The organism is Micromonospora sp. CV4 (genome assembly GCF_003667455.1).
Lineage (GTDB): Bacteria > Actinomycetota > Actinomycetes > Mycobacteriales > Micromonosporaceae > Micromonospora.
Window position 1 is genome coordinate 27951 of record NZ_RCVI01000231.1, and the last position, 26106, is coordinate 54056.

Here is a 26106-nt window from a genome sequence, read left to right on the forward strand (position 1 = left end):
CCGGATGAGCGTGCTGCCCAGCCCGATTCCGCACCCACTGGACTACGCACCCTGGGACGTGCCCGGCTGGATCTACGAGGCCCTCGACTGGGCGGTCGGCGTGCAGTGGCCCGAGGGGAACGAGCGGGCCGTCTGGGACGTCGCCGACCGGTGGTACGACGTCGCCGCCGTGCTCGCCGGCCCGCACACCGACGCCGCCGCGGCCGCCGCCGAGGTACGCGGCGGATACGGCGGCGTCGGAATGGTCGACGCCGCGTTCGGGGCGGCCTGGCGGGCGATCGCCGAGGGCGACGACGCGCCGCTGCCGGTGCTGCTCGCGGTCACCGCCGACCTGGGCCGCCTGGTCGAGGAATGTGGCTGCGACATCGAGGGCGCCAAGCTGGAAGTCTGGATCGAGCTGGGCATCCTGGTCATCGAACTGCTCGCGGTCGCGGTGGCGGCCCTGCTCACCGCCGGTGCCGCATCCCCGGCCGCCGGCGCGGCGATCACCGCGACCCGGCTGCTGATCCAGCAGATCGTCAAGCGGCTGATGGGACAGCTGGCCAGCAAGTCCCTCAAGCACGGGCTCAAGGAGGCCGGCGAGCGAGCGGCCAAGGAGGTCACGCGGGGCGGTGTGCGTGGGCTGGCCTCGCGCGCCGCCCGTGGGGGGTTGGAGGAGGCGGCGGAGGAGGCCGGCGTCAGCCTCGCCACCCAGGCGTACCAGAACTCGACCGGACGCGCGCACGGCGTGGACCTCACCGACCTCGGCGCGTCGGCGGTCGGTGGGCTCGCCGGCGGGGCGGTAGCGCCGCTGGCCGGACTCGGTCGGCACGCGACCGGGCGCGCGGCACGGGTCGGCGAGCACCTTGGTCGGGAGATGACCGGCGAAATGCTGGCCGAGAGCGCCGCCAGCCTCGCCACCGGTCAGGGCCTGACCTCCGTGGAGGACGCGGTGCGGGCCGCCGCGTCCGGGGCCACCGGCTCGGCGACCGCGCAGGCCGACCGCGCGCTGCACGCCCGGCTCGACGCGCAGACCGCCGCGCTCAACGGGGTCCCGCTCGCCGGACCCTCCCTCGCACCGGTCATCCCTGCCGCGGTGGTCTCCTCCGAGGCGGCCTCTTCCGAGGCGGCCTTCTCCGCTGAGGCGACTTCTGCGGTGGCTTCGACCGGTGCGGATCCCTCCCTGGCGGTCCAGTCCTCAGTGGATTCGTCTTCAGCGGGTTCGTCCTCGGTGGGTTCGTCTTCGGTGGGTTCGTCCTCCGTGGGTTTGTCTTCGGCTGTTCCGTCTTCGGTCGGTTCGTCGTCGGCCGTTCCGTCGTCAGCCGTTCCGTCGTCGGTGGTTCCGGCGCAGGCGTCGGCTTTCGTCGCCGGGGTGGACGTGGTCGCCTCGCCCGAGACCGATCACGGGCCTCCGGTGCGCGGAGAGGATCCGCCGTACTCGGGCGCCGGCCTGCCGCACGCGGTCGACCTGCCGCAATCCCCGAACGGGTCGTCGCCGCCAGCCGTCGCCGGGCTGTCCGAGCTCGCAAACGGCCCGGCCTATGCGTTGCTTCCACCCGAGACCGGGCCGTCGTCGGACGAGCCGGGCGGCGTGCCCTTGATGCCTGCGGCCGACCGATCGGCTGCGTCGTCCCCGGTCGCCGTCGATCCCACGTCCTTCCCCGTGGCCGCCGATCCCACGCTCTCCTCGGTCGCCGCGCCCGCGCCCGCAAGCCTCGAGGCGATCAGCGGACCGGCCGCCGGTGCCCCGGCCAGCCCGCACGCCAGCACCCCCGGGGCGGTTGCCCCCACCGTGCCCGGTCCGCCGCCGCAGGTCACGTCGACCGGCTCGCCGCCGAGCGCCGGGACTCCGCCGGGTGCGCCGTTCACCGGCGCTTGGAGCACAACGACCACCGGACCGGGCCGCTATGGGAACGCCGCACCCTCGCGCTCCCCGGCCCGGGACGCGCCCGAGCCGGTCCGCGTACCCGCGCATCCGGCTCGCGGCCGGGCACCGATCCCCGCCGACGTGGCGGCGTTCGACGACCCGTCGCTGCCCGCCCCGGAAGACAGCGACTGGTACGCGGCCCGGTGGGCCGCCGAGGCGGACGCCGTCGAGCGGCGGCGCTACCAGGGCTACTACGAGTCGCAGCGGACCTCGTTCGAGAACAACCGCCGGCAGTCCGAGGCCGGTCGGATGCGCGCCCGGGCCGCGGAGCACGACCGCCGCGCCGCCGAGTACTCCAGTTACGCCCGGCAGTTGCGCCAAGCGGGTCACCCGCGCTGGGCCGACGGCTGGCAGCGGACCGCGTACGACGAGCTGCGCGCGTACTCCGAATGGCATGACCTGGCCGACGCGGTGCTGGCCGGCACCACGGCGCCACGGGTCGTGGACATCGGCGACGCCCACTTCCGGCAGGCCAACGAGGACGTCGGCGCCCTCGCCCTCGGCGCGGTGGAGACCGTCGACCGGTCGGTGCTGACCGGCGACGACGTGCCGCCGCCGATCGACGACTCCCGTCCGTACGGGCGGCCCGGTGGGCTCCGACCGCCGCTGGCCCTCCATCAGGTCGACGTCGAACGGCGGATGCCCCGCGAGCCGGACGGCACCGTCACCCGCACCGCCGATCCCCGCCGCGGCGGCTGGTTCCGGCTCCTGAACGACGGCGGTCCCCGAGCCGACGCCACCCGGGGCATCAACTGCCTCGACTGCACCCTGTCGTTGTTCGAAACGTGGGTGCACGGACGGCCACGGGTGTCGGCGCCGCGTACCTTCGACGGCTACCTGGACGGTGACACCCGCCGCCCGATCCGCGGTGAGGCGGGCGGCCCGGGCCGGGTCGAGGACGTGACCGGTGGCCGCTTCCAGCAACTCCTCGCCCCGCCCACCGGCCAACGGCCGCACCCGGAGCAGGCACGGCGTACCGCCGAGCGGAGCTACGCCAACCTGCATGACCAACTGCTGCTGGGGGGCCACGGCAGCTACGCGTTCCTGGTCACCGAGTGGGCGCACGGTGGCTCGCACGCCTGGGTGGCGCTCAACCAGAACGGCACGGTCCTCTACGTCGACCCGCAGACCGGCCTCATCCGGGACCGGCCGCTGTACCCCGACGTGGTCGGCATCGACGCGCTGGTGCTGAGCGGGGACGGCCGGCCGATGCCGCTCGGCGGGCTGCCCCGGGGCCGGTTCAGCGAACGCCCCGACCTGCCGGACCACCCGCCGGCAAACGAGGACGGCGGTCACGGCGACCCGTACATCAACCGGATGCACCTGCTGCTGGACGGCCCGGGCTCGGCGCAGCCGCCGGTCCCGTCTGGTGGTGACGCGGCTGAAGCCGACGGACCGAATGCTCAGTCTGTTGAGCTGGCGCGGCTCACGGCGACCGAGCGGGCCGTGCTGACGGACCTCCGTGAACGGGCACTCGCCAACGCTGATCGCATCGAGAACGCGCTGACTCAGATCGGGCGGAACGTGGCGGAGACCATGGGCCTGAGTGAGCCGGTGCAGCTGCGGGACCGGGAGTTTCGCGTCAAAGGGCTGGAGTCGCTGGCACGGAAGTACCTCGACGAGGCGCGCGGTCTACAGGTCGGTGTCGAGGAGTTCGCGGGGACGGTCAATGACGTCCTGAGGTTCTTGTTCGAGATGCCGTCAGGGGAGCAGTATCCGCCTGCTGTCCAACTGGTGCTTACCGGCCTCGCGGAAGCCGGCTTCTCTGTCCCGCCGTCGGCCCTCAAGAACTTCTGGCGAGTCGGCAACAGGTTCTACGGATTCAACTGCACCCTCCGATCGCCCGACGGGTTCCTTCTCGAGTTGCAGCTGCACACCCGCGAGTCGCGGGAAGCGTGGGCGCAGACTCACGGCGACTACGAGATCCTGCGCCGCGTCTCAGCACGGCCGGAGGAGCATGTGCAGGCGTTTCTGCGCATGCTGGCCACGAACCGAGAGCATCGGTTGTCGGACCATGTCCCGCCCGGTCTGGAAAGTGTCGCCCCCGCCAAGGACGCCAGCTTCGCAAGGTGGTTGAGCGGCAGCGGAAACGTCTGGCAGGCGTATCGATCGTGGCTTGACCGCCAAGGGGCAAGCTTCTCGCAGGTGGTGCAGGATCTGGGCCTCAGGTCCAGCGACTTCCCCGTGACGGAGGACATCGCACCCAGGTTGGAGCAGGAATTTGTTGACCTATTACGTGATCTACCGAAATGATCAGCGAACGGGAGGGCCGGCGGGACTGTTCGTGGCCGATGCATTCTCGGCGATCCTTTGGGATCACCGGAGCCAAGAATGGGCCTTCGACCCCGGCCTGGTCATGAGGTTCGTCAACGACCATCGCAACGTCGATCGTTTCGAGACCGTCGATCGCGCGACGGCGGAGAGTGTGGCCGAGACCGTCACGGGTGGCACGAGCCTGCCTGACGAGGACGCCATCCGCGCCATGTTCGCAGCAGGGGACCGGCCGTCGTGACGCCCATGGACGACTCCGACGCCCACCCCGGTGCCGAGGCGAAGGCATCCGACAGGGAGCCATCGCGGGTTGTTGACTGCCGTGGACGGCGGGACGTCCGGAAGCTTCGCAGCGCCGAATAACATTGGTGCATGGCGACGTCCGACACCAAGAGCAGTAAGTCGAATGCCTGGGCCTGGCCGGTGGGCATCCTGATCGGTCTGGCGATCGGCATCCCCATGTTCGGTTCGACGGGTGGTGTTGCCTTCGGCGTCGCCATCGGTCTTGCCTTCGCGATCGCCCTCGGCGCCACCACGAATCGGGCTGAAGGTGACACCCCCGTTGGCGAGCCGCAGGGGTCTGCCAGCGGCGCCGCCGATGACCGCCCGATCGAGCCCTCCAACCAGGATGAATCGGACGGCGGTACCCCTGAAGGCCCCGCCGACGGACCCCGTCGACCGTGATCGACTCGGTATCGGTGATGTCGGGGTATCAGACGGCCTCGGATACCCCAATTTCGCCGATACCGAGTGGATCAAGCCCCGCGACCCCGTCCGCGCCTCCGCCGGAGGCGTGGCAGGGGGCGGGGCCGCGCAGTGTGGCGGCTGCGGTGGCCGTACAGGAGGAGTTGCGGCCGCTGGTCGACCTGGTGGGGCCGGGGCCGGCCGCGCCGGCCACGGTGGCTGGCCTGGACGTCGCGTACGCGAAGAGCGGCGACCTTCTCGCGGCGGCGGTGACCGTGCTGGACGCCCGGACGTTGGCCGTGGTGGATTCCGCGGTCAGCGTGGGCCGGCCCGCGTTCGGCTACGTCCCGGGGTTGTTCGCCTTCCGTGAGCTGCCCGCGTTGCTCGCCGCGCTGGACCGGCTGACCACCGCTCCGGCGCTGCTGGTCTGCGACGGGCACGGGCTGGCCCATCCGCGCCGGTTCGGGCTCGCCTGTCATCTTGGGGTGGTCACCGGGCTGCCCGCGATCGGGGTGGGGAAGACGCCACTGGTCGGTGAGTGGGCGCCGCCGCTCACCGAGCGGGGTGCCTGGTCGCCGCTGCGTGACGGGGGTGACGTCGTTGGCCGGGTGCTGCGGACCCAGGCCGGGGTGAAGCCGGTCTTCGTCAGCGTCGGGCACCGGATGAGTCTGGCCAACGCCACCGCGCAGGTGCTCGCGCTGACGCCGCGCTACCGGTTGCCGGAGACCACCCGCACCGCCGACCGGCTCTGCCGGGACGCCCTCGCCGGTGCGGTCTGACCAGCCGGGAAGCGACGGCACGGGGCGAGCGTGGCAGGTCGGCGGGTCGGGGTGGCAAACCGTAACGCCGCACACATGCGGGCCGCTCTATGACCGGTGGTGGGGGTGGCCCGGTAGTAGCCTGACCGCGGACCCCACCCGGGGAGGAACGGTGAGGTGATCATGACGGTACGTCGGCGCGTGGCGCGTCTCGCGACGGTCTGTGGTCTGGTGGGCGGCCTGGTGATGCTCGGTGCGTCGCCCGCGCTGGCCGACGACGACTCCGTCCGGGTGGGTGCGGCCAGCAGCTTCGCCGCCGGCGGCTCCCCGCAGGGGGTGAACGTCGCGGTGCGCAAGCGCTCCGACGGGTGCGTCCTGCTGCGTACCGCCCTGGGCCTGCGCCTTGAGGGTCTCCGGCCGGACCAGGTGGCGGTGCACGTCAACGCGGGTGGGCGCTGGTTCCCGGTGCCTGTCGCCGGCGGTGGCGGCAGCGTGGCGACCGGGCAGACCTCGCCGGCGAAGCCGACCCTGTGCAAGGGCAAGGGCATCACCGTGCGGTACCGGGTGGCGTTCGCCGCCGGTGCGCCGGCTGGGCGGCTCGCGGTGACCGGCGTGGCGCTCAGCGCGGCCGGGCAGGAGTTGGGTCGGGGTTCCGACTCGTCGAAGCTGAACAGCCGGGCCTCCGCCTCGCCCACGCCGACCCCGTCGAAGAAGCCGTCGCCCACCCCGAAGGTGACCACCGAGGCCGCCCCGGCCGGCGACGCGGTGAACGAGGCCGCGCTCGGTGGCGTGTCCCGCGGGCCCGACACCACGGCGACCGCGGCCGAATCTTCTGGCGGCTCGCCGGTGATGTTCTTCGGCATCGCGATGGTGGCGGTCGGACTGCTGCTCATCGTGCTGCTGTTCCGTCGCTCGCGTCAGGACCGGAAGCCGACCGACGACCTGACCGCGCCGCTGCCGGGCAACCCCGGCGGCACCACCTACCGCTCCGGTGGTGGGTCGCCGGCCGTGCCCGGCCAGCCCGGCCCGGTGTACGGGCAGCAGCCGCCGCCCGGCGGTTACGGCGCGGTGCCGGCTCCCCGGCCCGCGACCGGCGGGGTCTACGGTGCCCGCCCGGCCGGGCCCGCGTCGCCGCCCGAGGCGACGCAGGCCATGCCGGGTACTCCGGGTGGCCAGTCGGGGCCCGATGACCCGCCCGCCGAGGGCGGGGGCGACCACACCGTGTTCATGCCTCGGCTCCCCGGCTGAGCGGGGTCCGACCCTGACCCTCCGATACGCTCAGGTCCGGTGGAACCTGCGGCCAAGGAGCGGAACCTGTGTCTGATCTGTCCCAGATCGTGAAGGCGTACGACGTCCGAGGGACGGTGCCGGACCAGTGGGACGAACGGGTCGCCGAAGCCCTCGGTGCGGCCTTCACCCAGCTGCTCAACAGCACCGACGAGCCGGGCGACGCGGTCGTCATCGGGTACGACATGCGGGCCACCTCGCCCGGGCTGGCCGCGGCCTTCGCCGCCGGCGTCCGCGCCGAGGGGCGTTCGGTGATCGAGATCGGGCTGGCCTCCACCGACCTGCTCTACTTCGCGTCCGGCTCGCTCGATCTGCCCGGCGCGATGTTCACCGCCAGCCACAATCCCGCGCAGTACAACGGCATCAAGATGTGTCGCTCCGGTGCCCGGCCGATCGGCCAGGCCAGCGGTCTGGCGGAGATCCGTGAGCGGGCCCAGGCCCTGCTGGACTCGGGCGCGGCCCGCCCGGCCGGCGATCCGGTCCGGCCGGCCGAGCGGCGGGACCTGCTGCCCGACTACGCCGCCTACCTGCGCAAGCTGGTCGACCTCTCCGGCATCCGGCCACTGAAGGTCGTGGTCGACGCCGGCAACGGGATGGGCGGCTTCACCGTCCCCACGGTCCTCGGCGACGCCGCCCTGTCGGCCCTGCCGTTGGACATCGTGCCGCTCTACTTCGAGCTGGACGGCACCTTCCCCAACCACGAGGCCAACCCACTGGACCCGGCGAACCTGGTCGACCTCCAGCGCGCCGTGGTCGAGCACGGCGCCGAGATCGGGCTGGCCTTCGACGGCGACGCCGACCGTTGCTTCGTGGTGGACGAGCGCGGTGAGCCCGTCTCGCCGTCGGCGATCACCGCCCTGGTAGCCGCACGTGAGCTGGCCAAGCACCCGGGCTCCACGGTGATCCACGGTCTGATCACGTCCAGCGCGGTGCCGGAGATCATCCGGGAGCACGGTGGGGAACCGGTGGTCGCCCGGGTCGGGCACTCCTTCATCAAGGCGGAGATGGCCCGCACCAACGCCGTCTTCGGCGGGGAGCACTCCGCGCACTACTACTTCCGGGACTTCTGGTTCGCCGACACCGGGATGCTCGCCGCGATGCACACGCTGGCCGCGCTCGGCGAGCAGTCGCTGCCCCTGTCCGTGCTGGCCGGCGAGTACGAGCGCTACGTCGCCTCCGGTGAAATCAACTCGACGGTCGTCGACCAGGCGGCGGCGGTGGCCGAGGTGCGGGCCGCGTACCCCGAGGGGGTGGCCGACGAGATGGACGGGCTCACCCTGCGTTTCCCCGACGGGGCCTGGTTCAACCTGCGAGCCTCCAACACGGAGCCGTTGCTGCGGCTCAACGTGGAGGCGCCCACCCGCGAGCGGATGGTCTCGCTCCGCGACGAGGTGCTGGGCCGGGTTCGCCGATAAGATCGCCTGCGCCGGTCGGCACCGCCGCCGGTGAAGCCGCACACGTGGAAGGAGCCGCGCCATGGCCCTGGATCCGCAGTTGCTCGAGATCCTCGCCTGTCCGGACACGCACCACGCCCCGCTCACCTACGACGCCGAGGCGCAGACGCTGACCTGCACGGAGTGCGGCCGGATCTTCGAGGTCCGTGACGACGTGCCGGTGCTGCTGCTCGACGAGGCGCGCGGCGGCCCCGGGCAGTCGTCATGATCGACGGTACGGCCGGGGTCAGTGGACGTCGCGACGCCGACGAGGCCCTGCTCGACAGCCCGGAGGCACTGGCCGAGCACGACCCGGGTGGCATGCTCCGGCACACCGCCTCGGCCGGCGCGCAGGTCCGCGAGTCGGCCGCGCTGGCCGCCGAGGCGAACCTTGCTGTGCTCGCCGACGACGGGCGGCCCCGGGCCGTGGTGATCGCCGGCATCGGCACCGCCGGGCGCACCGGGGACGTGCTGGCCACGGTCGCCGGGCCGCGCTGCCCGGTGCCGGTGATCGCGCACCGCAGTGCCGGCGTACCCGGTTGGGTCGGCGCGGCCGACGTGGTCATCGCGGTGAGCGCGTCCGGCCGCAGCCCGGAGGCGCTCGGCGCCGCTGAGGCGGCGCACCGGCGTGGTGCCCGGCTGGTCGCGGTGGGCGCACCCGACTCGCAGTTGCAGTCGGTCGCCGAGCGGGCCCGGGCGCCGTTCATCCCGGTGCCCCGGCGCGCTCCGGCCCGGGCCAGCCTGTGGGCGCTCACCGTGCCGGTCCTGCTCGCCGCCCGTACCCTCGGGCTGGTGAAGGTCAACGAGGCGGACCTGGCGGAGACCGCGGCCCGGCTGGACGCGGACGCGGACCGCTGCCGGTCCACCGCGGAGTCCTTCGTCAACCCGGCGAAGTCGCTGGCCCTGGGCCTGGCCGGCTCGGTCCCGATCGTCTGGGGCTCATCCCCGCTGGCCACCGTGGCGGCCCGCCGGTTCGGCGACACCCTGTCGGCGAACGCCCGCTACCCGGTGGTCACCGGGGCGCTCGGCGAAGCCGGCCGGGGCCGGGTCGGGCTGCTGGACGGTGTCTTCGGTGGCCTGGCCGAGGGGGAGCGGGACATCTTCGCCGATCGTGCGGAGGACGACGGCGAGGGGACCCGGCTGCGGCTGGTGCTGCTGCGTGATGGCGGGCTCAACGCCGAGGACGACACGGACGAGCCGCTGGCCGTCGAGGAGCGCCGCGCCGACGCGGTGCAGACCCTCGCCGAACGCCGCGGTGTGCGCTGCGACGTGGTGACCGCCGAGGGCGGGTCCGCGCTGGAGCGGCTGGCCTCGCTCATCGCCGTACCGGACTTCGCCTCGATCTACCTCGCCCTGGCCCACGGACTGGACCCGATGGCGGTCCCCGCCATCACCGAGATGAAGGAGCTGTCGAACCAGTGAACGGACCTAGGCGGCGACGCGGCACGCGCGCACCGGGCAACGCGGCGCGGCGAAGCGGAGCGGTGGCGTGAGCGCGAACGGCGGGACGAAGGCGATTGTCGCCGCCCTGCTGGCCAACATCGGCATCGCCGTCACCAAGTTCATCGCGTTCCTGCTCTCCGGTTCGTCGTCGATGCTGGCCGAGTCGATCCACTCGGTCGCCGACTCCGGCAACCAGGGCCTGCTGCTGCTCGGTGGTAAGCGCGCCAGGCGGGAGGCGACCCCGCAGCACCCGTTCGGGTACGGCCGGGAGCGCTACATCTACGCGTTCATCGTGTCGATCGTGCTGTTCAGCGTCGGTGGCCTGTTCGCCCTGTACGAGGCGTACCACAAGTGGGATCACGAGGAGGGCATCAAGTCCTGGCACTGGCTGCCGGTGGTCGTGCTGGTGGCGGCGATCATCATGGAGTCGTTCTCCTTCCGGACGGCCATCAAGGAGTCCAATCACATCCGGGGCAACCAGTCCTGGGTGCGCTTCATCCGCCGGGCCAAGGCGCCGGAGCTGCCGGTGGTGCTGCTGGAGGACTTCGGCGCGCTGGTCGGTCTGGTCTTCGCGTTGTTCGGCGTCGGGATGACTCTGATCACCGGCAACGGCCGCTGGGATGCGGCCGGCACCGCCATGATCGGCATCCTGCTGGTGACCATCGCCGTCGTGCTGGCCATCGAGACCAAGAGTCTGCTGCTCGGTGAGGGCGCCGAAGCCGCCGAGGTGGCGGCCATCGAGCGCGCGATCACCGATGGCCCCGAGGTGGAGCGGATCATCCACATGAAGACGCTCTACCTGGGGCCGGAGGAGCTGATGGTGGCCGCGAAGATCGGGGTGCCGGCCTGCGAGAGCGCCCAGGATCTGGCCCGGGGCATCAACGCCGTGGAAGCGCGGATCCGCGTCGCGGTGCCGATCGCCCGGGTGATCTACCTGGAGCCGGACATCTTCAGCGCCGCCGCGGCCGCGGCCGGCACCGGCGCCGCCGCCGACACCGCCGTACCGCAACCCCAGAACGCGTCGGGCGAGGCGGCCGGGCGGCCCGGGGGCTGACGGGTGGAACTGCTCTACGGGCCGATCCGGGACTACGCCTGGGGGTCCCGCTCCGCGATCGCCCTGTTGCAGGGGCGGCCGGTGCCCAGTGCCGGCCCGGAGGCGGAGCTGTGGCTGGGCGCCCACCCGGGCGCACCGGCCAGCGTGGATCGGCACGGTCTCCGGGTCAGCCTCTGCGACCTGGTGCGTGACGAGCCGGGGCAGTGGCTCGGCCAGCGGGTGTCCGAGCGCTTCGGCACCCGGCTGCCGTTCCTGCTCAAGGTGCTCGCCGCCGACGCTCCGCTGAGCCTGCAGGCCCATCCGGACGCCGAACAGGCCCGGGTGGGCTACGCGGCGGACGCGGGCCGCCCTCCGGGGGAGCGCAACTACTCCGATCCGCACCACAAGCCGGAGCTGCTGGTGGCGCTCACCCCGTTCGAGGCGTTGTGCGGGTTCCGGGACCCGACGGTGTCGGCCGAGGCGCTCGCCGCGTTCGACGTACCGGCGTTGGCGCCGGTCGTCGCCGCGTTGCGGACGGGGCCGGTGGGGCTGCGGACGGCGGTGCAGACGCTGCTCGCCTGGCCGGTCGCGGAGCGCGACGAGCTGCTGGGCTCCGTGCTGGCGGCGTCGGTCGACGGCCCGGACGCGGAGCTGGCCGCCCGGCTGGCCGTGGCCTACCCGGGGGACCCGGGCGTGCTGGTCGCGCTGCTGCTGCACCACGTGCGCCTGACGCCGGGGGAGGCGATCTGGATGCCCGCCGGCAACCTGCACGCCTACCTGAGCGGCTGTGGAGTGGAGATCATGGCGGCCAGCGACAACGTGCTGCGCGGCGGGCTGACCCCGAAGCGGGTCGACGTCGACGAGCTGCTGCGGGTGCTGCGGTTCGAGGTGCTGGAGGATCCGGTACGGACCGCTGAGCCGGTCGAGCCGGGGTTGGACTGCTGGTCGGTGCCGGTGGACGACTTCGCGCTGCACCGGGTGCGGGTCGGAACGGCCGTGCCGTCGGTCACGCTGCCGCTCCCCGGGCCCCGGGTGGTGCTCTGCGGCGCCGGATCGGTCACCGTGGACGACGGCGCCGGCGCGGTGACGCTCGCGTCCGGCCAGGCCGCGATCGGCACCGCGGCCGGCGAGCCGCTGCGGATCAGCGGTGACGGTGAGGCGTACGTGGCCACCGCCGGGCTGCGCTGACGCCCTCGCCGCCACGCCACAAGTCCGACTTTCCCGGAATAGCTTGACGCTGCCGTATCTGAGTGTGACTCTATGAGTACGCAGCGTTATCGCGACGACGGTCCGACAACGTGCGGGGAACCAAACCGGGGGGATGCACGGGGCGGCGGGAGTGGACGGAGTTTCTGTCCATCACCGACCGCCCCGTGCGCTGTTCGCCGACCGTCCCCCGGGCGCCCGTCGCAGGCGCGCGTAAGGTGGAAGGTCGGCGCAGACATCGTTCGACAGGAGCTTTCATGACCAGCACCCTCCCGGCGTCCGCCAGCGGTACGCCGTCCGAGGCCCGGCCGAGCACCCTCGCCGAGGGCGACTTCAAGGTGGCGGATCTGTCGCTCGCCGAGTTCGGGCGCAAGGAGATCCAGCTCGCCGAGCACGAGATGCCCGGCCTGATGTCGATCCGTCGGGAGTTCGCCGAGGCGCAGCCGCTCGCCGGCGCGCGGATCACCGGCTCGCTGCACATGACCATCCAGACCGCCGTCCTCATCGAGACGCTGGTCGCCCTCGGCGCACAGGTCCGCTGGGCGTCCTGCAACATCTTCTCCACCCAGGACCACGCCGCCGCCGCGATCGTCGTCGGCCCGGACGGCACCCCCGAGGCCCCCGCCGGCGTCCCGGTCTACGCCTGGAAGGGCGAGACCCTGCCGGAGTACTGGTGGTGCACCGAGCAGGTGCTCGCCTGGCCGGACGGGCAGGGCCCGAACATGATCCTCGACGACGGCGGCGACGCCACCCTGCTGGTGCACAAGGGCGCCGAGTTCGAGAAGGCCGGGGTCGTTCCGCCGGTCGAGTCCGCGGACTCGGAGGAGTACGCGGTCATCCTCGAGCTGCTGCACCGCTCGATCGCCGAGGACGGCCAGCGCTGGACCCGGATCGCCTCCGGCATCAAGGGCGTCACCGAGGAGACCACCACCGGCGTGCACCGGCTCTACGAGATGCACCGCGCCGGCACGCTGCTCTTCCCGGCCATCAACGTCAACGACTCGGTGACCAAGAGCAAGTTCGACAACAAGTACGGCTGCCGGCACTCGCTGATCGACGGCATCAACCGGGCCACCGACGTGCTGATCGGCGGCAAGATGGCCGTCGTGATGGGCTACGGCGACGTGGGCAAGGGCTGCGCCGAGTCGCTGCGCGGTCAGGGCGCCCGGGTCGTGGTGACCGAGGTCGACCCGATCTGCGCGCTCCAGGCGGCGATGGACGGCTACCAGGTGGCCACCCTGGACGACGTGGTCGAGCAGGCGGACATCTTCATCACCGCCACCGGCTGCTTCAACGTCATCACCAACGAGCACATGGCCCGGATGAAGCACCAGGCCATCGTCGGCAACATCGGCCACTTCGACAACGAGATCGACATGGCCGGCCTGGCCAAGCGTTCCGACGTCGAGCGGGTCAACATCAAGCCGCAGGTCGACCTGTGGCGCTTCGCCGACGGGCACGCCATCATCGTGCTCTCCGAGGGCCGCCTGCTGAACCTGGGCAACGCCACCGGGCACCCGAGCTTCGTGATGTCGAACTCGTTCGCCAACCAGACGATCGCCCAGATCGAGCTGTTCACCAAGACCGAGGAGTACCCGGTCGGCGTCTACGTGCTGCCCAAGCACCTGGACGAGAAGGTGGCCCGACTGCACCTGGGCGCGCTCGGCGCCAAGCTGAGCACGCTGACCAAGGAGCAGGCCGCCTACCTGGGCGTCTCCACCGAGGGCCCGTTCAAGCCGGACCACTACCGCTACTGATCGACGCTCGCGTACCGGGTCGGCTGCTCTCGCGGCCGGCCCGGTTCGTCGTTTCCGCACCCGGTGCGGGCGGGCGGAGTTGGGCCGCCGGGTCAGCCCGATCGGCGGCGGGTGGGCCGGAACCAGGTCAAGACGCACCAGGCCAGCCAGCCGAGCGAGACGGCGGTGGCCAGCGGCCGCAGGCGCAGGGCGCTGAGCAGCAGCACAACGGCCAGCACCGCCAGCCACGGCAGGAATGCCTTCACGGCGGGCATCTTTTCACAGGGGCGCGGCGCCGGTTGATCCTCGATCCGCCCAGGGCCGGTGACCTCGTCAAGAACGACTTGACGAGGCCTCTGAACAGGAGGAAGGTATGGCTGCCCTAAGTTAGCTGAGGCGTTCCTAATGATCTCGGAGCTCGGATGTTCGCCACGTACCTGATCGGTCTGCGGGAGGGTCTGGAAGCGACCCTGGTGGTCAGCATCCTGGTCGCCTTCCTGGTGAAGTCGCAGCGCCGGGACCGGTTGCCCCAGGTCTGGGCGGGCGTCGCCCTGGCCGTGGCGCTCTCGGTGCTCTTCGGTTGGCTGATCGAGTACACCTCCAGCTCGCTGCTGGCCCGCTCGGAGGACCGCGAGCTGTTCGAGGCGATCACCTCCGTGGCCGCCGTGGTCTTCGTCACCTGGATGATCTTCTGGATGCGCCGGGCCGCCCGGACCATCGCCGGCGAGCTTCGCGGCAAGCTCACCGAGGCGCTGGCCGTCGGGTCCCTCGCGGTCGCCGGGATGGCCTTCCTCGCGGTGATCCGGGAGGGTCTGGAGACCGCGCTGATCTTCTACTCCGCCGCCCAGGGCGCGGCCGGCGACAGCGGACCGCTGCTCGCGCTGATCGGCGGCATCGCCACCGCCGTGGCGCTCGGTGTGCTGCTCTACGCCAGCGCCCTGCGCATCAACCTCAGCAAGTTCTTCACCTGGACCGGGGCGCTGCTGATCCTGGTCGCCGCCGGCATCCTCAAGTACGGCGTGCACGACTTCCAGGAGGCCGGCGTCCTGCCCGGCCTGAACGACCTGGCCTTCGACGTCACCACCACGCTCGACCCCAGCACCTGGTACGCCGCGCTGCTCGCCGGGATGTTCAACGTGACCCCCGCGCCCACCGTGCTGGAGACGATCGCCTGGATCGGGTACGCCGTACCGGTCCTCCTGCTCTTCCTGCGCCCGGCCCGTCGTACGCCGGCCCCCGTCGCGGCGCCGACCGGACCCGCGGCCGAGACGGTCCCGACGACCGGCGCGAGCGACACCGCGACCACCACCACCGTCACCGAGCGCGGGGCCGACACCGGCACCGGGGCCGAGGCGGCGTCCACGCCGCAGCGTGCCTGACCCCACGAGGAGAGACAGCTCAGATGCGTACCACCCGATTCTTCGCGCTGGCCGCTGCCGGCGTGCTGGCCACGACCGGCGTCGCCGCCTGCTCCGACTCCGACAAGGGTGAGGCGACCGGGGCCGGTGGCCCGATCGTGGTCAAGGCCAGCGACACCGCCTGCGAGGTCGGCGCCACCGACCTCGGCGCCGGAACCGCCACCTTCAAGATCACCAACTCGGGCGCGAAGGTGACCGAGTTCTACGTGTACGCGTCCGGCGACCGGGTGATGGGCGAGGTCGAGAACATCGCCCCCGGGCTGAGCCGCGAGCTGCACGTGGAGCTGCCGGCCGGCACGTACGAGACGGCGTGCAAGCCGGGGATGAGCGGCAAGGGCATCCGCGGCGCGCTCAAGGTCAGCGGATCGGCCGAGCCGCTGACCGCCGACGCCGCGCTGGCCGGCGCGACCGACAACTACCAGCGCTACGTCAAGAGCCAGACCGCCGCGCTGCTGGAGAAGACCGAGGAGTTCGTCGCCGCGGTCAAGGCCGGCGACGTGGCGAAGGCCAAGGCCCTCTTCCCGGTCGCCCGCACCTACTGGGAGCGGATCGAGCCGGTGGCCGAGATCTTCGGCGACCTCGACCCCAAGATCGACGGTCGCGAGGAGGTCATCGAGGAGGGGATGGAGTTCACCGGCTTCCACCGGATCGAGAAGGACCTCTGGCAGTCCGGCGACATCAGCAAGGACGGCCCGATCGCCGACCGGCTGCTGGTCGACGTCAAGGAGATCGTCGCCAAGGCCAACGCGGAGAAGCTCTCCCCGCTCCAGCTCGCCAACGGCGCCAAGGAACTGCTCGACGAGGTGGCCAGCGGCAAGATCACCGGCGAGGAGGACCGCTACTCGCACACCGACCTGTGGGACTTCGCCGCCAACCTGGAAGGTTCCAAGGCTGCCGTGTCCGCCCTCCGTCCGGCGCTGGAGCAGCGCTCGCCGGAGCTGGTCAAGCAGCTGGACACCGAGTTCGCCAACGTCGAGGCGTTGCTCGGCAAGCACCGCGACGGCGACGGCTGGAAGCTGCACACCGCGTTGAGCAAGGCCGAGCTCAAGGAGCTCTCCGACGGCATCAACGCGCTCGCCGAGCCGATCAGCAAGGTCGCCGCAGTCGTCGCCAAGTGACCGGACGTCAGGGAGGGTCGAGTCGATGAGCGGGAGCAGGTTGACCCGCCGGCGAGCGATCACGCTCGCCGGCGCCGGGGTGGCCGGAGTCGCCGGGGTGGCCGCCGGCGCGGGCGCGCTGATCAACGGCTCCCGTGACCCGGCCGCGGCCAGCGACCACCCCGCGGGGGCGGTGCCGTTCCACGGCGAGCACCAGGCCGGCATCGTCACGCCGGCCCAGGACCGGCTGCACTTCGTCGCCTTCGACGTGATCACCAAGGATCGCGCCCGGCTGGTCGAGATGCTCCAGGAGTGGACGGCCGCCGCCGCCCGGATGACCGCCGGGCGGGACGCCGGGGTGCTCGGCGCGGTGGGCGGGATGCCGGAGGCCCCGCCGGACGACACCGGCGAGGCGCTCGGCCTGCCCCCCTCGCAGCTCACCCTCACCATCGGCTTCGGGTCGACCCTGTTCCGCGACGCCGACGGCCGGGACCGGTTCGGTATCGCCGACCGGCGCCCGGCCGCGCTGGCCGAGCTGCCCAAGTTCCCCGGCGACGCGTTGCAGGCGCAGCTCTCCGGCGGCGACCTCTGCGTGCAGGCGTGCGCCAACGATCCGCAGGTGGCGGTGCACGCGATCCGCAACCTGGCCCGGCTCGGCATGGGCGTGGTGAGCGTCCGCTGGTCGCAGCTCGGCTTCGGCCGTACCTCGTCGACCTCGCGCGACCAGGCCACGGCGCGCAACCTGTTCGGATTCAAGGACGGCACGGCCAACCTCAAGGCCGAGGAGACCGACCTGCTGCGCGACCAGCTGTGGGTGCAGCCGGGCGACGGGCCGGACTGGATGACCGGAGGCTCGTACCTGGTCACCCGCAAGATCCGGATGCTCGTGGAGACGTGGGACCGGACCTCGCTGGCCGAGCAGGAGGAGATCGTCGGTCGGACGAAGGGCAGCGGCGCTCCGCTGGGCCGCACCGACGAGTTCGACGAGCCGGATTTCGCCGCGCGCGGTGACGACGGGCAGCCGTTGATCGCCGAGCACGCCCACGTCACGCTGGCCCACCCCAGCCGGAACAACGGCGCGCACCTGCTGCGCCGCGGCTACAACTTCGTCGACGGCTCGGACGGCCTCGGCCGGCTCGACGCGGGTCTGTTCTTCATCGCGTACCAGCGGGATCCGCGCCGGCAGTTCGTGCCGATCCAGACCCAGTTGGCCCGGCACGACGTGATGAACGAGTACCTCCGGCACGTCTCCAGCGGCCTGTTCGCCTGCCCGCCCGGTGTGCGGGACGGCGGGGACCACTGGGGGCGGACGCTCTTCGGCTGACGGCCGTCCGGATCGCGACAGGCCGACCGGCCGAGGCAGCGGTGGCGCCGGGCGGCACCGAAGGGGGATCATGGGTGGCCCGGCCAGGGTTTCTCCCCTGCCGGACCCGCACCACGTGGCGCCGCCGCCGCGGGTCGCGGTGCGACGCTTGCCGGCGGCGCTATCCGTTACCGGGTGACGCCGGTCCCACCGAACTGAACGGGGATGCAATATTAATCCCATGAGAGCCCGGGTACTGGTGGTCGACGACGACCCCGCACTCGCCGAGATGCTCGGCATCGTGCTGCGCAGCGAGGGTTTCCTGCCCTCGTTCGTGGCCGACGGCGAGCGGGCGTTGGCGGCGTTCCGCGATAGTCGTCCCGATATCGTCCTGCTTGACCTGATGCTGCCCGGGATGAGTGGCATCGATGTCGCTCGGTCGATTCGAGCCGAGTCCGGCGTGCCGATCGTGATGCTGACCGCCAAGAGCGACACCGTCGACGTGGTGCTCGGCCTGGAGTCGGGCGCCGACGACTACGTGGTCAAGCCGTTCAAGCCCAAGGAGCTGGTCGCCCGGATGCGGGCCCGGCTGCGCCGGGGCGAGGACGTGGCACCGGAGATGCTGACCATCGGGCCACCCGGCAACCAGATCACCATCGACGTGCCCGCGCACACGGTCAGCCGCAACGGCGAGGAGGTGAAGCTGACTCCGCTGGAGTTCGATCTGCTGGTCGCGCTCGCCCGCAAGCCGCGTCAGGTCTTCACCCGCGAGGTGCTGCTGGAGCAGGTCTGGGGCTACCGGCACGCAGCCGACACCCGGCTGGTCAACGTGCACGTGCAGCGGCTGCGCGCCAAGATCGAGCCGGATCCGGAGCGGCCGGAAATCATCCTCACCGTGCGGGGCGTGGGCTACAAGGCGGGGACCGGATAGCCTGGTCACACTGTGTCAAGCTCCCCGCCCCCGCACCCTCAGACGACTGCCCGCCGGCCCCGCGCCGGCTGGGAGCTCTGGCGTGCGCTGAGCGGACGGGCCGCCCGGATGGTGGCGCGGGTGCACCAGACCTGGCGCCGCTCGCTCCAGGTCCGGGTGGTGACCATCACGCTCGTCGCCTCCAGCCTGCTGGTCGGCGGCTTCGCGTACCTGATCGCTGACAAGATCACCACGATCCTGCTCGACAGCGCCCGCACCGACGTCCGGCAGCGCGTGAATAGCGGCGCCGGCTACGCGGCCAAGCAGGTCTCCCTGTACGGCCAGCCGCAGGAGGCGCAGCTCCAGGAGACCATCGAGGACACGGTCAACTATCTGGCCGGCGGCGACCCCGAGCAGATCAGTGGTGTGGTGGTGGCGATCACCGCCGACGGCTATCCGAACGTCATCCAGGCACGCACCGCGCCCGCGGCGAACGTCCAGCCGCTGATCAGCCAGGAGCTGCGGGCCGCGGTCGCCAGCGGCAAGGTGGCCAGCCAGATCCGCACCGGCCGGCTGACCGGAGAGCCCACCAAATATCTGGTCTACGGCTCGCCGGTGCCCACCCGGTTCGGTCAGATCGAGCTCTACTACCTCGTGCCGTTGACCCAGCAGGACCGCACCGCCGCCGACGCCCGAGCCACCGTGGTGGCCACCGGGGTCGCCCTGGTGATCCTGCTCGGGCTGCTCGCGGCCCTGGTCACCCGGCTGGTGGTCAATCCGGTCCGGGTCGCCGCGCGGACGGCCCAGCGGCTCTCCGCCGGCCTGCTCGACCAGCGGATGGTGGTCAACGGCGAGGACGACCTCGCCCTGCTCGCCGCGTCGTTCAACCAGATGGCGACCAACCTGCAACGGCAGATCCTCCGCCTGGAGGAGATGTCCCGGTTGCAGCGCCGGTTCACGTCCGACGTCTCGCACGAGCTGCGTACACCGTTGACCACGGTCCGGATGGCCGCCGACCTGATCTTCGCCGAGCGCGACGAGTTCGACCCGGCGGTGGCCCGCAGCGCCGAGCTGCTCCAGGCCGAGCTGGACCGGTTCGAGGAGCTGCTCACCGACCTGTTGGAGATCAGCCGGTTCGACGCCGGCTTCGCCATGCTGGACGCCGAGCCAACCGACCTGGTGCCGGTGGTGCACCGGGTGGTCGACCGGCTCGCCGGCCTGGCCGAGCGCGTGGGCGTCCCGATCGAGTTGGACCTGCCGGGCACGCCGGTGATCGCCGAGGTCGACCCGCGCCGGGTCGAGCGGGTGCTGCGCAACCTGGTCGGCAACGCCGTCGAGCACGGTGAGGCACGTCCCGTGCTGATCACTCTCGGCATCGACGAGACCGCCGTGGCGATCACCGTCCGGGATCGCGGCGTGGGGCTCAAGGTGGGCGAGGAAAAGTTGGTGTTCAACCGGTTCTGGCGGGCGGACCCGTCCCGGGCCCGGCAGACCGGTGGCACCGGTCTGGGCCTGTCCATCAGCCTCGAGGACGCCCGGCTGCACGGCGGTTGGCTGGAGGCGTGGGGTGCGCCCGGGCAGGGCGCGCAGTTCCGGCTCACCCTGCCGGCCCGCGCGGGTGACCGGCTGACCACCTCGCCGCTGCGGCTGGTGCCCGCCGACGCCGCACTGCCGTTCGGTGGCCCCCGGGATGGCGGCCCGTTGGCCATCGGTTCCGGCGCCGGCGGCACGCTGGCGATCGCCCCGGCGCCCGCCGAGGACGGACACCGTGCGGAGGTGCGATCGTGAGGCGCCAGGTCATGGTCGGGGCACTCGGCGCGGCGCTGTTGCTCGGCGGGGCGTGCGGCATTCCGGCGTCGTCCGACGTGCGGGTGGACGGCAAGGGCGGGACCGCGACGGAGGCCGGCTCGAACAACGGCGGTCGAAGTGAGCCGCCGACGCGCACGGCCAGCGGCAGCGACATCGACGCGTTCGTGCGCAACTTCCTGGACGCCGCCGCTGGTGAGCCGGACCGGGCCTACGAGCGGGTCAAGCTGTTCGTCGCGCCGGAGCACCAGTCCAAACTGCAGGAGAAGAAGGGCAGCGAGGTCGCGCTGAACGTGGTCCGGCTGCGGGAGGCGGTCTTCACCGGCAACAGCGACCTGACCACCACCGTGAAGATCAAGGTGCAACAGCTCGGCCTGTTGCGGTCCAACGGCACCCTGGCCCCGCCGGTGGCGACCGAGACGGGGTACGAGTTCCGGGTGCGCAGCGCGGCGTTCGGCGGTGACGACGAGCGCGCCGGCCTGTACGTCCTCGACCCGCCGAACGTGCTGCTGCTCAGCGACAACGCCCTACAGCAGTACTACCAGGACGAGTCGATCTACTTCTGGAGTTCCGACGGCAGCCGTCTGGTGCCCGATCAGCGCTATCTGCCGGCGTCGGTACCGGACGAACGCCGGGTCAACGAGGTGGTGAAGTGGCTGGTCGGTGGCCCGTCCGACTGGCTGCGCCCCGGCGTCGTCGGGCTGCCCGACCGCACCGAGCTGGTCAACAACGCCACCGGCGCGCACAACCGGTGGGAGGTCAACCTGGACATGTCCGGTGACGACCAGACCCAGATCGACCGGTTGATCACCCAGTTGGCCTGGTCGCTGGGCGACCTGCGGGGCGAGCTGGCGCTGAAGATCCGCAACAACGCGCTGCCCGTGCAGGATCTGGAGGCGCGCCGAAACTCCGAGGCGCTCTACCCGATCACCGAGGGCCCGCAGCGGTTCGGCGTCTACGAGGGCGCCATCCGCCCGCTCGACTTCGCCGGCGAGCCCAGCGGCGCCGTGCCGTTGTCGGGCGAGGTCAACCGCAACATCGTGTCCGCGGGGCTCGCGCGGGCCGAGGGCCGGATCCTCGCCGCGATGGTGGTGAACAGCGGCAAGGGAAGGCAGCGACTGGCCGTGGGCACCGGCCCCGCCCTCAACCGGAGCGGGAAAGACTACGCCTCGATCAGCCGTCCGGTCTGGCTGCGCACGGTCGACTCCCGCCCGGGCCGGGGCCTGGTGGTGGCCGACGGCCGTCTCTACCGCTTCGACGAGGCAGCCGGGATGTACCAGGTGCCGCTGAACCTGCCCACCCCGGAGGTCACCGCGGTGGCCGCATCTCTGGACGGCCAGCGGGTCGCGTTGATCGCCGGCGGCCGGCTGTACGTCGCGGCGGTCAACCTGGACGGCGGCGGGGTCTCCATCGGCCCGCCCCGGGCGCTCGTCACCTCGCTGACCGGCCTCAGCGCCGTGGACTGGAGCGGGGAGGGCCGCCTGGTGGTGGCCGGGTCGGCCGGCCAGCCGGCGATCTACGGGATCAGCGTGGACGGGGCCCTGGAGACGCCGCTGAAGACCGACGTCGGTGCCAAGGTCAACCACCTGACGGCGTACCCGACCAACGACGAGGTGCCGTCACCCAGCGTGGGATACATGTACGAGGCGAACGGGGTGGCCTACCGCAGCAGCCCGTTCGAGCGGATCGAGCCCGGACAGGTACGGGACGTCGCTCCACCGCCGGCCGGGCTCCGCCCGAGCAACCCGTCGGCCCCGTTCTTCCTCTACTGACGTCGTGCGCGGGCTCTGGGCCGATCTCGGCGACCTGGTCCTGCCCACCGACTGCGCGGGCTGCCGAGAGCGTCGACCCGGTCTGCGGCACGGGATCTGCCCGACCTGCGTGACGGCGCTGAGCGCGTTGCGTCCGCGCCCGGTCCGTCCGACTCCCGCCCCGCCGGGCCTGCCGCCCTGCGTCGCCCTCGGTCCGTACGCCGGCCCGCTGCGCGAGGCCCTGCTGGCGTACAAGGAGCACGGCCGGCACGGGCTGGCCCGCCCGCTCGGCGCGCTGCTCGCCGAGGTCGTCGCGGCGGCGGTCGGCGGTGCCCGTCCGCTGGCGTTGGTGGCGGTGCCGGACACCGCAGCGGCGGCCCGGGCCCGCTACGGGGACCACCTGGACCGGCTGGCCCGGCACTGCGCGGCGCGGCTGAGCCGGGCCGGTTGGCCGGTTCGGGTGCACCGGCCGCTGCGGGCGCTGCCCCGGCCCGACTCGGTGACGCTGGACAGCGCCGGCCGGGCGGCGGCGGCCGAGGCGGCCTTCCGGCCGCGTCCGGGTGCCCGGCGTGGGGGCGGCGCGTCGGGCGTGGCACCCGTCGTGGTGTTGCTGGACGACATCGTCACCACCGGGGTCACCCTGGCCGCGTCGGCCCGGGTGCTGGCCGCCACCGGGCAGGCACCGGGTGTCGCCGCGGTGCTCGCGGCGACCGAGAAAAGACGCCGTTCGTAACCGTTCGTGTTTCCGTTTCACCCGTTGGTGTATGAGCTGCGAAAAATCCCGGGCGGTCTCGGCAACATGGGGTGACTGCCGGGCGAACAGGAGTTAGCGTTTCGCTGTCGGGGGTAGGAGGTCATTCCACCCGCCTCCGGCGGTGAGAGGAGGCGTAGCCGCACTGACCGGTCGACGCCAGCGGGGCTCCCCAGGGCGCGCGGCCGGGTAACCGGATCGAAGACCGTCCGAACAAGGGAGGTCACGTGGACATCGTGGTCAAGGGCCGTAACGTCGAAGTGCCGGACCATTACCGGGTGCACGTAGCCGAGAAACTCGCAAAGATCGAACGCTACGACCACAAACTCATTCGTGTCGATGTCGAGCTGTTTCACGAGCGCAATCCGCGCCAAGCCGACCACTGCCAGCGGGTGGAGATCACCTGCGTTTCCCGAGGCCCGGTGATCCGGGCCGAGGCGTGCACGAATGACTTCTACAGCGCGCTCGACGCGGCCATCGCCAAGCTCGACACCCGGCTGCGCCGTGCGGCCGACCGTCGCCGCGTACACCGGGGCCGGCACGCGCCGATCTCCGTCTCCGCCGCCACCGCCGGCCTACCGGTCGCGGACCTGGTGGCCGCCCCGCTGAGCGCGCCGGGTGACGGCGCCCGCGCCGGCACCGCCGTCGCCGAGCGGGCCGAAGACGAGTACGACGAGCAGCCGTGGCACATCGCCCGGGAAAAGGTGCACCCGGCGGAACCGATGACCATCGACGACGCGCTCTTCGAGATGGAACTGGTCGGCCACGACTTCTACCTGTTCCAGGACAAGGAGTCCGGCCGCCCCAGCGTCGTCTATCGCCGGCACGCCTACGACTACGGCATCATCTCCCTCGCCACCTGACCGGTTCCGACCCGCGTTGACCACGGAGTCGTGGTGGTACGGGAGCCGCGAACCGGTGCGGACCGTCCACCACGACTCCGTGATCTGCTCAGCGGAGGTCGGCGGGTAGCAGGGCGAAGGTCAGGTCGTCCAGGCGGGTGCCGGCCAGACCCGGCAGCCGGCCACGTTGCAGGGCCTCCCGCTCGAAGCCGACCCGCTCCAGCACCCGGTGGGAGGCCGTGTTCTCCGGGACGGTGCCGGCGGTCAGCCGGGCGATACCCGCCGGCCCGAACGCCCAACCGGCGAGCAGCCGGACGGCCCGGGTGGCGTACCCCCGACCCCGCCAGTCGGGCAGCAGCGCGTAGCCGAGCGACGCCTCCCCGCTGGCCACATCCGTGTACGACAACCCGCAACTGCCCGCCGGCTCGCCGGTGGCCAGTTCGGTGATCAGCAGTCGGGCGATGTCCCCGGTCAGCCACGCGCTCTCCGCGAGCCGGCAGCGCCGCTCGATCGCGGCCCGCTCCGGCGGCACCGGCGGCGCCTGATTCGCCACCACCTCGGGCCGACTGTGCAACCGGTACATCAGCTCGGCGTCGTCCGGAGCGAGCCGGCGCAGCGCCACCACCTGATCGGTGAGCACCCCGCCGGGCAGGTCCGGCAGCAGCCGGGCGGTCGGGCCGGTCGGGTCGTCGGCGAGGCGTACCCAGGCCAGCAGGTCGTGCCGGCCACCGCCCCGACCTGAGCCGGCCGACCGGCGTACGCCCTCGTACTCGAAGCCGGCGGCCAGCGCGACCCGTTGACTGGGCGCGTTCTCCGCCTCGGTGAGCAGCTCCAGCCGGACGGTTCCGGTGGCGAACGCGTGCTCGCTCAGCGCGCGGGTGGCCGCGGCGGCGATCCCGCGTCCACGCGCCGCCGGCCGCACCCAGTAGCCGATCTCGGCCTGACCCCGTTCGGGCAGCGGGTTGTTGAGACCCACCGCGCCGAGCAGCCGGTCCGTGGCCGGGTCGGCGATGGCATACGCGGCACCGCCGCCGGTCCAGGCCGCCGGTGCGCCGGCGTCGATCCACCAGCGGGCGTCGGCCTCGGTGTACGGGGAGGGCAGGCTCGACACGAACCGCTGGCTCACCGGATCGGCGCAGCCGTCGACCACGTCGGCGGTGTCCTCGGCGCGGAACGGCCGCAGCCGCACCCCGTGCGCCTCGATCACCTGCGGCGGAGTCACGTCAGGTCCTGGGCGAGCATCGCGGCCGTCCAGACGTCGACCCGCTCACCTCGGTGTTGCAGGCCACCCCGGGCCGTCCCCTCGAATGCGAAGCCCGCCTTCTCGGCGACCCGGCGGGAGGCGGTGTTGCCCACGTGCGCCTTCCACTCGATCCGGGCCAGGCCCAGCGTGGTGAAGCCCCATGCGCTCAGTGCGGCCAGCGCGGCCGGCATGTAGCTGCGGCCACGGGCCGCCGGGGCGGCCATGAAGCCGACGTCGGCGAGCAGCGGATCAGCGGGGGAGAGCCGCAGGTCGATCGAGCCGGCGTACCGGTCATCGGGGTCGGCGATCACGAAGCAGGCGGCGTCCCCCCGTGCCCAGGCGTCCCGGATGAAGCCGAGGTACCCCTGCGCGTCGGCACGCTCGTACGGGTCCGGCACCGTCGTCCAGCGGATGGTCTCCGGATCGCGGCAGGTCTCCACCACGGCGTCCAGGTCCTGCTCCTCCATCGGCCGTAGCAGCAACTCGCCGGCCCCGGCGGTGGCGAACAGAGTGGGCTGCGGGCGGCCGAAGGCGGCGGCCCGCCGAGCGGCCAGGGTGCCCGGGCCGGCCGGCCCGGTGGCCCCGGGAGCGGGCACCTCGCCGGGCAGCAGCGACCCGACCCAGCCGTCCGCGCTGCCGCCGGGCGCCGGGTCCGCCAGCCGCAGCCGGCCGTCGATCCGGAACCCGGCGCGGAGCGCGACCAGCCGGGAGGCGTGGTTGCCCACCTCGGCCTGCCAGATGAGCCGGCGCAGCCCGAGCGTGTCGAAGGACCAGCGGGCCACCGCGCGGGCGGCCCGGACGCTCACCGCCCGCCCGCGCGCCCACGGGGCCGTCCAGTAGCCGATCTCGCCGGTGCCGGCGCTGGTGATGGAGACGAGCCCGCACGAGCCGAGGAGTTCGCCGGTGACCGGGTCGCAGACCGCGAATGGCGCGCCGGTGCCCTCCGCCCACGCGCGCCCGCTCAACTCGGTCACGAATCCGTAGGCGTGTTCCGGCAGATACGGGCGCGGTACGGTGGTCCAGCGCTGGATGTCCGGGTCCTGGCACGCGCGGTGCACGGCGTCGGCGTCGGTGTCCCGCCAGGGCCGCAGCAGCAGGCCGTCCTCGATGATCTCCACAGGCTCCACCCGTGCATCGTGCCGGAACGTTCGCCCACGGCGTAACCGGATAACCTGCGCGACGCACCCGCTGCGCGAGTTATGTCGGGTTCGGCGGGGTGGACCGCCGC

At 72.4% G+C, this 26106-nt stretch carries 22 protein-coding genes; 19 read left to right on the forward strand and 3 right to left on the reverse strand.

Annotation, left to right across the window (positions count from 1 at the left end):
- Nucleotides 1-4 precede the first annotated feature (4 nt).
- From EAD98_RS10875 to ahcY, 11 genes are all read left to right on the forward strand, one after another.
- Complete coding sequence (locus tag EAD98_RS10875; protein ID WP_121653933.1) at nucleotides 5-4159, forward strand: toxin glutamine deamidase domain-containing protein; 4155 nt, start codon at nucleotides 5-7, stop codon at nucleotides 4157-4159.
- Nucleotides 4131-4418: a hypothetical protein gene (locus EAD98_RS10880; RefSeq protein WP_147457365.1), complete on the forward strand. Its 288-nt coding sequence runs from the start codon at nucleotides 4131-4133 to the stop codon at nucleotides 4416-4418. Before EAD98_RS10875 ends, EAD98_RS10880 begins: the two co-directional genes overlap by 29 nt.
- 131 nt (nucleotides 4419-4549) lie before the next feature.
- The gene (locus EAD98_RS10885) at nucleotides 4550-4861 is read left to right on the forward strand and encodes a hypothetical protein (protein ID WP_121653935.1); all 312 of its coding nucleotides are present in this window, start codon (nucleotides 4550-4552) and stop codon (nucleotides 4859-4861) included.
- A gap of 146 nt (nucleotides 4862-5007) precedes the next feature.
- The gene (locus EAD98_RS10890) at nucleotides 5008-5640 is read left to right on the forward strand and encodes an endonuclease V (protein ID WP_233583793.1); all 633 of its coding nucleotides are present in this window, start codon (nucleotides 5008-5010) and stop codon (nucleotides 5638-5640) included.
- A gap of 162 nt (nucleotides 5641-5802) precedes the next feature.
- Nucleotides 5803-6867: a hypothetical protein gene (locus tag EAD98_RS10895; protein ID WP_121653972.1), complete on the forward strand. Its 1065-nt coding sequence runs from the start codon at nucleotides 5803-5805 to the stop codon at nucleotides 6865-6867.
- Nucleotides 6868-6935: 68 nt separating this feature from the next.
- Nucleotides 6936-8321 (forward strand): phosphomannomutase/phosphoglucomutase, encoded by a 1386-nt coding sequence (locus EAD98_RS10900; protein ID WP_121653937.1) that lies wholly within the window; start codon nucleotides 6936-6938, stop codon nucleotides 8319-8321.
- A 61-nt stretch (nucleotides 8322-8382) separates the two neighbouring features.
- Nucleotides 8383-8568: a Trm112 family protein gene (locus EAD98_RS10905; protein ID WP_091394023.1), complete on the forward strand. Its 186-nt coding sequence runs from the start codon at nucleotides 8383-8385 to the stop codon at nucleotides 8566-8568.
- A complete protein-coding gene (locus EAD98_RS10910) occupies nucleotides 8565-9761 on the forward strand; it encodes an SIS domain-containing protein (protein ID WP_121653938.1) in 1197 nt (398 codons plus the stop codon). Before EAD98_RS10905 ends, EAD98_RS10910 begins: the two co-directional genes overlap by 4 nt.
- Nucleotides 9762-9828: 67 nt before the next feature.
- The gene (locus tag EAD98_RS10915; protein WP_121653939.1) at nucleotides 9829-10836 is read left to right on the forward strand and encodes a cation diffusion facilitator family transporter; all 1008 of its coding nucleotides are present in this window, start codon (nucleotides 9829-9831) and stop codon (nucleotides 10834-10836) included.
- Between the two features lie 3 nt (nucleotides 10837-10839).
- Nucleotides 10840-12003: a mannose-6-phosphate isomerase, class I gene (gene manA / locus EAD98_RS10920; protein ID WP_121653940.1), complete on the forward strand. Its 1164-nt coding sequence runs from the start codon at nucleotides 10840-10842 to the stop codon at nucleotides 12001-12003.
- Nucleotides 12004-12278: 275 nt separating this feature from the next.
- Nucleotides 12279-13778, forward strand: coding sequence for an adenosylhomocysteinase (ahcY, locus tag EAD98_RS10925; RefSeq protein ID WP_121653941.1), 1500 nt, complete (start codon nucleotides 12279-12281; stop codon nucleotides 13776-13778).
- A gap of 92 nt (nucleotides 13779-13870) precedes the next feature.
- Here the strand turns inward: ahcY and EAD98_RS31240 are convergent, their stop codons facing one another.
- Entirely contained in the window at nucleotides 13871-14023 is a 153-nt protein-coding gene (locus EAD98_RS31240; RefSeq protein ID WP_199723367.1) for a hypothetical protein, read from the reverse strand.
- A gap of 156 nt (nucleotides 14024-14179) precedes the next feature.
- On the opposite strand from EAD98_RS31240, the gene efeU reads away from it, so the two are divergent.
- The 8 genes from efeU (at nucleotide 14180) to raiA (ending at nucleotide 23656) form a co-directional block, all read left to right on the forward strand.
- Nucleotides 14180-15136, forward strand: a complete 957-nt coding sequence (efeU, locus tag EAD98_RS10930) for an iron uptake transporter permease EfeU (RefSeq protein ID WP_233583794.1) — start codon at nucleotides 14180-14182, stop codon at nucleotides 15134-15136.
- A gap of 23 nt (nucleotides 15137-15159) precedes the next feature.
- On the forward strand, nucleotides 15160-16293 hold the full coding sequence (efeO, locus tag EAD98_RS10935) for an iron uptake system protein EfeO (protein WP_121653942.1): 1134 nt from the start codon (nucleotides 15160-15162) through the stop codon (nucleotides 16291-16293).
- 25 nt (nucleotides 16294-16318) lie between these two features.
- Complete coding sequence (efeB, locus tag EAD98_RS10940; protein WP_121653943.1) at nucleotides 16319-17596, forward strand: iron uptake transporter deferrochelatase/peroxidase subunit; 1278 nt, start codon at nucleotides 16319-16321, stop codon at nucleotides 17594-17596.
- A gap of 220 nt (nucleotides 17597-17816) precedes the next feature.
- The gene (mtrA, locus tag EAD98_RS10945) at nucleotides 17817-18506 is read left to right on the forward strand and encodes an MtrAB system response regulator MtrA (RefSeq protein WP_109818783.1); all 690 of its coding nucleotides are present in this window, start codon (nucleotides 17817-17819) and stop codon (nucleotides 18504-18506) included.
- A gap of 108 nt (nucleotides 18507-18614) precedes the next feature.
- On the forward strand, nucleotides 18615-20273 hold the full coding sequence (gene mtrB / locus EAD98_RS10950) for an MtrAB system histidine kinase MtrB (protein WP_233583796.1): 1659 nt from the start codon (nucleotides 18615-18617) through the stop codon (nucleotides 20271-20273).
- Entirely contained in the window at nucleotides 20270-22063 is a 1794-nt protein-coding gene (locus EAD98_RS10955) for an LpqB family beta-propeller domain-containing protein (RefSeq protein ID WP_121653945.1), read from the forward strand. Before mtrB ends, EAD98_RS10955 begins: the two co-directional genes overlap by 4 nt.
- Before the next feature lie 4 nt (nucleotides 22064-22067).
- The gene (locus EAD98_RS10960; protein WP_121653946.1) at nucleotides 22068-22775 is read left to right on the forward strand and encodes a ComF family protein; all 708 of its coding nucleotides are present in this window, start codon (nucleotides 22068-22070) and stop codon (nucleotides 22773-22775) included.
- A gap of 245 nt (nucleotides 22776-23020) precedes the next feature.
- Nucleotides 23021-23656, forward strand: a complete 636-nt coding sequence (gene raiA / locus EAD98_RS10965) for a ribosome-associated translation inhibitor RaiA (protein ID WP_121653947.1) — start codon at nucleotides 23021-23023, stop codon at nucleotides 23654-23656.
- Nucleotides 23657-23744: 88 nt separating this feature from the next.
- On the opposite strand, the gene EAD98_RS10970 is transcribed toward raiA, so the two are convergent.
- Both EAD98_RS10970 and EAD98_RS10975 read right to left on the reverse strand, forming a co-directional pair.
- A complete protein-coding gene (locus tag EAD98_RS10970; protein ID WP_121653948.1) occupies nucleotides 23745-24857 on the reverse strand; it encodes a GNAT family N-acetyltransferase in 1113 nt (370 codons plus the stop codon).
- Nucleotides 24854-26005: a GNAT family N-acetyltransferase gene (locus tag EAD98_RS10975; RefSeq protein ID WP_121653949.1), complete on the reverse strand. Its 1152-nt coding sequence runs from the start codon at nucleotides 26003-26005 to the stop codon at nucleotides 24854-24856. Before EAD98_RS10975 ends, EAD98_RS10970 begins: the two co-directional genes overlap by 4 nt.
- Nucleotides 26006-26106 lie beyond the last annotated feature (101 nt).

Coding starts and splice junctions, on each gene's coding strand:
- mtrA (WP_109818783.1), top strand. CDS start 17,817: ATGAGAGCCCGGGTACTGGTGGTCGACGACGACCCCGCACTCGCCGAG.
- efeB (WP_121653943.1), top strand. CDS start 16,319: ATGAGCGGGAGCAGGTTGACCCGCCGGCGAGCGATCACGCTCGCCGGC.
- EAD98_RS10910 (WP_121653938.1), top strand. CDS start 8,565: ATGATCGACGGTACGGCCGGGGTCAGTGGACGTCGCGACGCCGACGAG.
- EAD98_RS10895 (WP_121653972.1), top strand. CDS start 5,803: ATGACGGTACGTCGGCGCGTGGCGCGTCTCGCGACGGTCTGTGGTCTG.
- EAD98_RS10905 (WP_091394023.1), top strand. CDS start 8,383: ATGGCCCTGGATCCGCAGTTGCTCGAGATCCTCGCCTGTCCGGACACG.
- ahcY (WP_121653941.1), top strand. CDS start 12,279: ATGACCAGCACCCTCCCGGCGTCCGCCAGCGGTACGCCGTCCGAGGCC.
- efeO (WP_121653942.1), top strand. CDS start 15,160: ATGCGTACCACCCGATTCTTCGCGCTGGCCGCTGCCGGCGTGCTGGCC.
- EAD98_RS10885 (WP_121653935.1), top strand. CDS start 4,550: ATGGCGACGTCCGACACCAAGAGCAGTAAGTCGAATGCCTGGGCCTGG.
- EAD98_RS10875 (WP_121653933.1), top strand. CDS start 5: ATGAGCGTGCTGCCCAGCCCGATTCCGCACCCACTGGACTACGCACCC.
- efeU (WP_233583794.1), top strand. CDS start 14,180: ATGTTCGCCACGTACCTGATCGGTCTGCGGGAGGGTCTGGAAGCGACC.
- mtrB (WP_233583796.1), top strand. CDS start 18,615: ATGGTGGCGCGGGTGCACCAGACCTGGCGCCGCTCGCTCCAGGTCCGG.